The following is a 235-nucleotide window of genomic DNA, read 5'->3' on the forward strand; positions in this document are numbered from 1 at the left end:
CATTTCGAAACTCCTAACGCTTGTGGCCAGTGTCCAGCTTGCGCTCCAGGTGCATGGAGTAGCGGGACATACCGAAACAGAAAATCCAGAACACCAGGGCGGCGAACACATAGCCCTCGGTAGCCATGCCCAGCCAGGCCGGGTCGGCGGCAGCTTGCTTGACGCTGTTCAGCAGGTCGAACAGGCCGATGATGATCACCAGGCTGGTGTCCTTGAACAAGGCAATGAAGGTGTT

At 57.4% G+C, this 235-nt stretch carries 1 pseudogene; it reads right to left on the reverse strand.

The features are described 5' to 3' along the window. Positions 1-13: 13 nt before the first annotated feature. A pseudogene (locus R0J88_RS23575) lies at positions 14-235 on the reverse strand (amino acid ABC transporter permease); the annotation flags it as partial.

This window comes from Pseudoalteromonas sp. SIMBA_162 (assembly GCF_046535955.1).
In the GTDB taxonomy this organism is placed as follows: Bacteria; Pseudomonadota; Gammaproteobacteria; order Enterobacterales; family Alteromonadaceae; genus Pseudoalteromonas; species Pseudoalteromonas marina.